Origin of the sequence: Burkholderia sp. SRS-W-2-2016, assembly GCF_001931485.1 — a bacterium.
Taxonomy (GTDB): Bacteria; Pseudomonadota; Gammaproteobacteria; order Burkholderiales; family Burkholderiaceae; genus Paraburkholderia.
Window position 1 is genome coordinate 66,819 of record NZ_MSDV01000017.1, and the last position, 7,843, is coordinate 74,661.

Sequence of the window (7,843 nt, forward strand, 5' to 3'; positions counted from 1 at the left end):
AACCCGGCGAGCTGACGAGGCTGCCGGGTTTTTTATTGCCCGCTGGCGCTTTCTCGACGCTCTTCAGCAAACTCGTCACTCCAATTAGGATAAATCCGATTCGAAATGGATCGAATCGGTCAACTGTTAAATAACACTCCTGACTGGTTTTAACCGAAATGGATATCGGTTATCATCGCGCGTCCAATCGCGATGGCGCCGGATATTAATGCCGGCTTGCCATCCGCACTAATAACGTCGCATCGAACCAGAAGAAGAAAACCGGATGATGATGTCGCGAAAAAAGATGGCAATCCTGAGCGTCGGTCTTCTGGTCGTGGCCGGCGTGATCGTGCAGGCGGTGTGGCGTCCGTTCGGACACCGCAAGGCCATGGAGAACGGCGCGATCGTCCTCGATATTCATCACCCGGATGCGGTGATCGACAGCGAAGCGCTGGCGCGTCTGCCGCGCGACATCGTGCGCGTGCCGCTGCTGCGCGACGTGCTCACGCAAGACTTCGTCGACTACTACGAAACCTCTACGACCCGGCTGTCCGCCGAGGGCGCGCTGCGCCGGCTCGCGTTCGAACATCAGCTGGACTGGCGCGACGAACTATTGCGCCGGGTGTTCGACGAGCCCGCGCACGTGCTGCTGTGGCGCTCGCCCGATGGCCGGCTCGGCTACTGGCTGATGTCGATCCATCGCAACGGCCTCGCGAAGCTGCTGCAAGGGCTCGGCAACGTCGCCGCGAGCGATGCGCAACTGAGCCAGGTCGCGAAGCTGCCGGGCGACGTGCCGGTGTATGCGCTGAAGCTCGCGGTCGGCCGCACGCTGCTGTTCGCCGCGAAGGACGACCGGCTGGTGGTGCTGTCCGCGCCCGGCGTGCTGCTCGACGAAAAAGGCGCGCTGCTCGGCGAACGCGCGGACGCGGTGGCGGGAATGCTGACGTCGGGCCGCGACGACGCGGCGCGCGCATACCGGCTCGATGCATCGGGCGATACGGGCACGGATGCGGTGAAGGGCCATCGGCTGGTGGTGTCGGCGAATTATCTGTCGTTCGGTTATCAGGCGTTTTTCTCGGGAATCGACGCATTGCGCTTCGATTTCGCGACGAACGGCAACGTCGCCGCCACGTGGAAAACCTGGGCGCTGATCGACCCCGCCAGGCTGCCGCTGCAGTGGAACAGCGCGGACCTGTGGCACGTGCTGCCGGTCAATCCGGCCGCGTGCGCGAGCTTGCCGGCCGATTGGAGCGAAGCGTCGGCGCTGCTCGGCAAGGTCATCGATGACGGCGCGCAGGGCGCGGCCGCGATCGGCGAGCAGCTTCAGGGGCCGGCGGCGGTCTGCTGGTACGCGAAGTCGACGCTGCTCGCGCCGGTGTTCGTCGCGCGCGTGAAGCCGCTCGACGCGGCCGCCAGCACCGCGCTGAAAAACGCGCTCGGCAAGACCTTCAGCAACACGATCGGCGCGTACGAGGCGAAGGCCGCGCCGGTCGACGGGATGAGTTCGGGCTATCGCCGGCTGCCGGTCTCGATGCACCAGCAGGGCACCGACGTCACCGTGTGGCAGCGGCCGGTCAGCGCGCGCTCGGGCACCGCGCTCGCCAGCAAGGCGTCGTTTGCCGCGCAGTTGTCGGCGGAGCGCTATTTCCCGGTGACGCTCGCGCTCGCGCACGGCTATCTGATTTTTTCGCCGGACGGCCGGCTCGTCGACGATACGCTCGCGGTGCTCGGCAAGCGTTATCCGGCGCTCGCCGATACGCTCGCGCCGCAGCGCCTGCCGCGCACGATTCTGACGTTGACGCCGTCGTCGGCCGCCGCGCTGATCGAGCGCGAGGCGGGCGCTGCGTTGCCGCCCGATCAGGAGGCGGTGTTCCGCAACGCGTCGCGCACGCACCTGGTGCCGAAGCTGCATGCGCTTGCGCACTATCCGCCGGTGTCGTTGACGTTGCCGCGGGATCTGCCGGGTTCGACCGGCTGGGTGCCGGTCGAGTGGTGGTTCGAGCGGGCGCAGAGCGGGGCCAATGCGGCGGACGGTGCGGCCGACAATGTGCCCGGCGCGCTAGGCCCGGACCTGAGCGGCTCCGACGGCCTGCAGGCGCCCGCCGACCAACCCGGCGCAGAGGATAACTAACGTGCGCGGCTTCCGCTCTCCGGACGTGGCTGCGCAACCGAACCCGAACCCGGCACGCCGTCGCTGGCTCGCGCTGGGGCTCGGGCTTGCTCATACGGCATCCTTAATAACGCTGGCCGGCGCCACGCCGTTCGCGCGCGCGTTGACCGCCACCACCGCATTACCCGACCCCGACGCGTTCTCACCGCAGCAATCGGCCGCGTTCCGCGCATGGTTCGCGCGCATCGTCGATCAGCAGTTGCGGCGCGGCCCGACGCCGCGCTGGACCCAGCGCGATTGCGCGGGCCTCGTGCGCTTCGCGGTCGCCGAAACGCTGAAGCCGCACGACGCCCGATGGCTGCGCGCAAACGGGATGACCGGTCTCGCCGACGCGAGCAGCATGCCGCCCGAGCTGCACCTGTCGGCCGCGCAACGCACGCTCGCGAATCGCTGGACCCAGCTCGACGGCTCGACCGGCGCGTACGCGTCGGCGATCGCGCTGGTCCAGCGCAATAGCCGCTTCGTCGCGAAAGACATCAACCAGGCGCTGCCCGGCGACCTGCTGTTCTTCGACCAGGGCGACGACCAGCATCTGATGATCTGGCTGGATCGCTACATCGCTTATCACACCGGCACCGTGACGCCGACCGATACCGGTCTGCGCGCGCTCGCCGTCTCCGACCTGATGCAATGGAAAGATTCCCGCTGGCAGCCGCGCGACGGCAATCCGAACTTCGTTGGCGTGTTCCGTTTGAGCTTTCTCACACCATGATCCGAAACCTGTTCGCCGCGTTGCTCGTCGCGCTGACACTCGCGCTCGCTCTCGTCCATGCGCCGGCCGCGCGCGCCGATGATTCGTCCTCCTCAGATAACGCCGCCGATACCAGCATCGCCGCGAATCCGACGTTGCAGGCGCCGCCGCCGAGCAATTACAGCGCGCAGAAAGTCGACGGCCAGCCGTTCTTCCTGCTGTCCGACGCGAGCTTCGGCAGCGATCAGCTCGCGCAGGTGCGGCTCGAAGCGCCCGGGCGCGACTTCAAGGATGCGTTGCAGCCGTATGGCGGCGCGGACATCGTCGTGTACCGGGTCGCGAAGCCGCTGGAGTTTTTGAAGGCGCAGAAGAATCTGCATCGCCTGAACGTCGCGCCGAACTATCAGGGCGAAGGACTCGCGAACACGCTCGCGTATCTGTGGGACCGCTGGTTTTCCGAGGCGCGGCGCGCGTGGCAGCGGGTGCTGTCGTTCGCGACCCGCAGCAAGGTGACCGAGGCCGCGCCGCAATTCCGGCTCGGCGAGCAGACCGGCAAGCCGACCCAGTTCGAGCCGCGTTCGGCGTTCGCGCCGCTGAAGGGCTACGACGTGGTCGCGCGTTTCCGCTATCCGATCTGGGATGCGAAGGTGATTGCGCCACCGAACGGCGTGAAGCTCGAAGGCAGCAGCAGCAACTTCATCGATCCGAGTTCCGGCAACGTGATGATCCCGCTCGGCAAGCTGCCGCCGGGGTTGTATATCGTCGAGGCGGTGATTGGCAACTATCGCGCGCATACGCTGCTGTTCGTGTCCGACACGGTCGCGACCGTGAAGGCGGCGGCGGGCGGCATGCTGGTGTGGACCGCGCGGCGCGACAACGGCAAGCCGGTCGCGAACGCGAACATCAACTGGACTGACGGCGTCGGCGTGCTGCAAAGCGGTGCGACCGGCGCCGATGGCGCGCTGCTGTTGCAACACGTGAGCCCCGAGCGCAGCTATGTGCTCGGCGTCGATCCGCAGGGCGGCGTGTTCGTCTCCGAAAATTTCTATTACGACAGCGAGATCTACAACACCAAGCTCTACGCGGTCACCGACCGGCCGATGTACCGGCCCGGCGACACGGTGCAGGTGAAGTTCATCGGCCGCACGTTCGAGAACGCGACGCAATCGAGCGCGCCGGCCGCCGCCGATATCCGCCTCGACGTGCTCGATCCGAACGGCGCGCCGATCGCAACGCGCAGCGTGCATTTCGCGTCCGACACCGGCGCCGATACCGCGTTCACGCTGCCGGCCGGCGCGACCGCCGGCGGCTATACGCTGCGCTTCGACTATCGCGGCGACGTGTATGGCAGCGCGTTTCGCGTCGCCGAATACGTGAAGCCGCACTTCGACGTGAACCTCGCGATGGACAAGGCCGACTACGCGACTGGCGAGCCGCTGAAGGGCAAGATCCAGCTGCGCTACCCGGACGGCAAGCCGGTGCGCGACAGCCGGATTTCGGTCACGCTGCGCGCGCAGAAAGTGACGATCGTCGATGGCGAATTGCGTTATGCGGGGCTGTTTCCGGTCAAGCTCGAGCAGCAGGAGTTGACTACCGACAGCAACGGCAATGCGAGCCTGACGCTGCCGGCCGCGCAGGAACCGAGCCGCTACGCGCTGACGTTGTTCGCGCAGGACGGCGCCGCGTACAAGGTGCGCGTGACCCGCGAATTGCTGATCGCGCGCGGCGCGACGCCGTATCGATTGAGCAGCGCGAAGTCGTTCTCGCAGCCGAAAGAGGCGGTCGGCTTCGAGTTGCAGCCGCTCGGCGCGCTCGATCCGGCCGCGCATGCGCCGTCGAAATGGCAGTGGACCCGGCTCGAATCGCAGAGCCACGGTGAAGGCGCGCTGAAGAGTGCGGGCGGCAAGCTGTCGTTCCCGGTGCAATTCGACGAACCCGGGTCGTACATGCTGTCGGTCAAGGACGACCAGGGCAATCTGCTGGCCGCGACCAGTCACTGGGTGGCCGGCGACGGCCTGAAGGCGATTCCGGGCAGCGTCGAGATCGTGTTCGATCGCGCGAGCTACAGGATTGGCGATACCGCCGAGGCGCTGATCACGTTTCCGCTGCCGGTCGACGATGCGTTGCTCACGCTCGAGCGCGACAGCGTGGAGCGCCGCGCGTTGCTGAGCGCGGGCGGCGACTGGCTGCAACTGCAACGCGTCGCGCCGTCGCAATGGAAGGCGCGCATCAAGGTCGGCGCGGAGTTCGCGCCGAACATGACGTTCTCGGTGCTGTACGTGCACGACGGCGAAGCGGTGTTCCAGAACGCGGGCATCGTGGTCGCGCAACCGCGCATCGAGCTGAACGTGAAGAGCGATAAGCCGGTGTACGCGCCGGGCGATACAGTCACGCTGAATTTCGACAGCACGCTCGGCGGCAAACCCGAGGCGGCCAATCTGACCGTCAGCGTGGTCGACGAAATGGTCTACCTGCTGCAGCCGGAGATCGCGCCGGATATCGTCGACTTTTTCTATCATCCGCGCCGCAATAACGTGCGCACGTCGTCGAGTCTGTCGTTCATCACTTACGACCTCGCGCGCGCGCCGCTGAAGGGCGCGCCCGGCGGCCCGCAGCGCGCGAATTACAACGAGCGCGGCGTCAAGGTACTGGAGCGGCCGCGCCGCGACGAGCAGGACACGGCGGCGTGGGCTGCGAATCTGCGCACCGACGCGAACGGGCACGCGACGCTGAGCTTCAAAATGCCGGACTCGCTCGCGCGCTGGCGCATCACCGTGCGCGCGGCGGCGCCCGACGGGATGGTCGGGCAGCGCACGGCGTATGTGCGCTCGGACAAGGCGCTGTATCTGAAGTGGAGCGGGCCCGCGCATTTCCGCGCGGACGATCAGCCGGCCATCGACATGATCGCGTTCAACCAGACCGATGCCGATCTGGACGCGCAGTGGATCGTGAACGGCGGCGGTCTCGCGTTGAACCAGAAGGTCACGCTCAAGCGCGGCGCGAACTATCTGCGCTTGCCGAGCGGCGCGCTGAAGGCCGGTGCGATCGATGCGGCGTTGCGCGCGGGCGGCAAGGACATCGACCGTTTGCAGACGGCGATCCGGCTCGATCCGAACGGCTGGCTCGATCTGCGCCAGACCACGGTAGCGCTCGACGGCACCGGCAAGCTCGCGCTGCCGGCCGATGCGCAGGATGTCGGCGTGCGGTTTATCGGCAATGCGGCGAGCCAGTTCATGCGGGTCGCCGACGATCTGATCGACTATCCGTTCGGTTGCGCGGAGCAGACGTCGAGCCGGTTGATTCCGCTGGCGCTCGCGCATGACGCGTTGGGGCGTGGCGATACTGCCGGCATTAGCGCCAGCACGAGCACGACCGAGGGGCTCGATGCGCAATTGCGCAATCAGCGCCAGCGGCTTGCGCTGCTCGCGGGCGCGAACGGCACGTTCGGCTGGTGGGGCGATACGACCGGCGGCAGCGCGTTGATCACCGCGTACGCGTATTACGCGGACTGGCTCGCGAGCCGTAGCCTCGGCATCAGTCTGCCTCCGGATAACTGGCAGCACGCGCTCGACGTGTATCGCGACGCGGGCGCGAAGGAGCCGCTGCTGCATCGCGCGTTGACGCTGTGGTTGTTGCAGCAGATGGGCTTGCCGGTCGCGACGCCGGTGGTGGGTGTCGCGGAGGATTTGCTGAGTGATGCGGTGGCGGTAGGGAGCGCGGCCGGTGGCGGGAAGGACGCGGGAGGCAGGCGTTTTGCGGCCGGCATTGGCAATGACGCGAGTGGCGGGAGTTCCGTGGCCGGCACAGGCAAGGAAGCAGGCAGCACGACGCCTGCGACCGGCGCGAGCAGGCAGACGGCAGGCCCCGCAGCGACGATCGGCGCGGCAGCGGCAGCGGCCCCGCGTGGCACCGCTTCGCACGGAGTCGACAGCATCGTATTCGCGCAGCCCGACTCGCCGCGAGGCAAGCAGATGGCGACGCTGCTGGTCGCGAGCCTCGCGCGCGGATCGAATGCGACGTTGCCGGCGGGCTTCGATGCCGCTGTCAGCGCTGCCCGCGTCGCGCTCGCCGACGATCCCGCGCCGTTGGTGCAAAGCCTGTTGTTCATGACGGGCTCGGGATCTGGCGCGAGCGATGCCGGCGCCGCGCCGATCGATCCCGCCGCGTTGCTCGCGAAGAGCAGCGCCGACTATCCGACGATCGATCGCGCATTGACGCTGCTGTGGCTGCGCAAGGCGCTCGGCGGCGATGTCGCGGTGAACGCCGCCGCGTTGCCGGCGCTGCAAGGGGCCGGCTGGACCCGCGCGACGACGTCGACCGGCGCGCCGCTGTATCGCTGGAACGGCGCCGCGCTGCCCGCCACGCTCGATATCGGCGCGCCGCGCAGCGACGTCGGCGCGCTGGTGTCGTACCGCAGCCATACCGGCGAGGACAGCCGACTCAATATCACGGTGACGCGTCGGCTGTACCGGCTCGAACCGCTCGCGCTCGCAACCGATCCGAAGAAGGCCGACGCCGCCGCGAGCCAGCCCGGCCGCGCGAACTTCAGCGCTCGGCTGGTGAAGCCGGGCGACGCGCTCGACAGCAACGCGCTGTACGTCGACGAAGTGACGCTGACGCCGCGTTCGGGCAACGCGTACCACTACGGTTTGCTCGACGTGCCGTTGCCGCCGGGCGGCGACGTCGAGGCGACCAGCTGGGGCGTGGCGATCGACGGCCTGCCGGGCGCGAAGGACGGCAGCGGGCCGCAGCCGTTCCAGCGGGCGGCATCGTACGAGATGGGTGAGCTCGCGTATCACCAGCCGGTGCCGCTGCTCGACCGGCCGGTCACGCTGCGGCAACTGGTGCGCTTCTCGCTGCCAGGCACGTTCGCGTTGCCGCCGGCGCGCTACTTCCGCATGTATCAACCGGACGCGAAGGCGTTCGAGGGCGGCAGGAGCGATCGGACGAGCGCGTGGCGGGTTCAGTAGGTGGGGGCGGCGATGGTTGGGGCGCGGGGG

The 7,843-nt window shown here is 67.8% G+C and carries 3 protein-coding genes; all 3 read left to right on the forward strand.

What is annotated here, in order from left to right; translation table 11 throughout:
• Positions 1–265 precede the first annotated feature (265 nt).
• The 3 genes from BTH42_RS05675 to BTH42_RS05685 are packed head-to-tail and all read left to right on the forward strand — an operon-like array spanning position 266 to position 7,813.
• Entirely contained in the window at positions 266–2,113 is a 1,848-nt protein-coding gene (locus tag BTH42_RS05675) for a DUF2138 domain-containing protein (RefSeq protein ID WP_075296665.1), read from the forward strand.
• A 25-nt stretch (positions 2,114–2,138) separates the two neighbouring features.
• Entirely contained in the window at positions 2,139–2,864 is a 726-nt protein-coding gene (locus BTH42_RS05680; RefSeq protein ID WP_075296683.1) for a DUF1175 domain-containing protein, read from the forward strand.
• Positions 2,861–7,813: an alpha-2-macroglobulin gene (locus tag BTH42_RS05685; protein ID WP_143751978.1), complete on the forward strand. Its 4,953-nt coding sequence runs from the start codon at positions 2,861–2,863 to the stop codon at positions 7,811–7,813. The genes BTH42_RS05680 and BTH42_RS05685 overlap by 4 nt, the downstream gene beginning before the upstream one ends.
• The last annotated feature ends 30 nt before the right edge of the window (positions 7,814–7,843 follow it).

Coding starts and splice junctions, on each gene's coding strand:
- BTH42_RS05675 (WP_075296665.1), top strand. CDS start 266: ATGATGATGTCGCGAAAAAAGATGGCAATCCTGAGCGTCGGTCTTCTG.
- BTH42_RS05685 (WP_143751978.1), top strand. CDS start 2,861: ATGATCCGAAACCTGTTCGCCGCGTTGCTCGTCGCGCTGACACTCGCG.